At 46.8% G+C, this 329-nt stretch carries 1 pseudogene; it reads right to left on the bottom strand.

Going from position 1 to position 329, the window contains the following annotated elements:
- A pseudogene (gene rho / locus AW165_RS18740) lies at window positions 1-329 on the bottom strand (transcription termination factor Rho); the annotation flags it as partial.

Genomic DNA, 329 nt, shown 5'->3' with positions numbered 1-329 from the left:
GCAACAATCAGACCACGTTGACCTTTACCAATTGGCGATGCCAAGTCTAAAACACGTGCTGTGATATCTTCTGTAGAACCGTTACCGCGCTCCATTACCATACGCTCATTAGCGTGTAGAGGCGTTAAGTTCTCGAATAGGATCTTGTTACGAGCGTTGTCTGGTTTGTCGTCGTTAACTGTGTTGACTTTTAGCAGAGCAAAGTAACGCTCACCGTCTTTTGGTGGGCGAATTTTACCAGCAATTGAGTCACCAGTACGTAGGTTGAAGCGACGAATCTGACTTGGCGAAACGTAGATATCGTCTGGACCAGCAAGGTATGAGCTGTC

Origin of the sequence: Acinetobacter sp. LMB-5 (assembly GCF_001541635.1) — a bacterium.
In the GTDB taxonomy this organism is placed as follows: Bacteria; Pseudomonadota; Gammaproteobacteria; order Pseudomonadales; family Moraxellaceae; genus Acinetobacter; species Acinetobacter pittii.
This window is presented reverse-complemented; position numbering and strand designations above follow the sequence as displayed.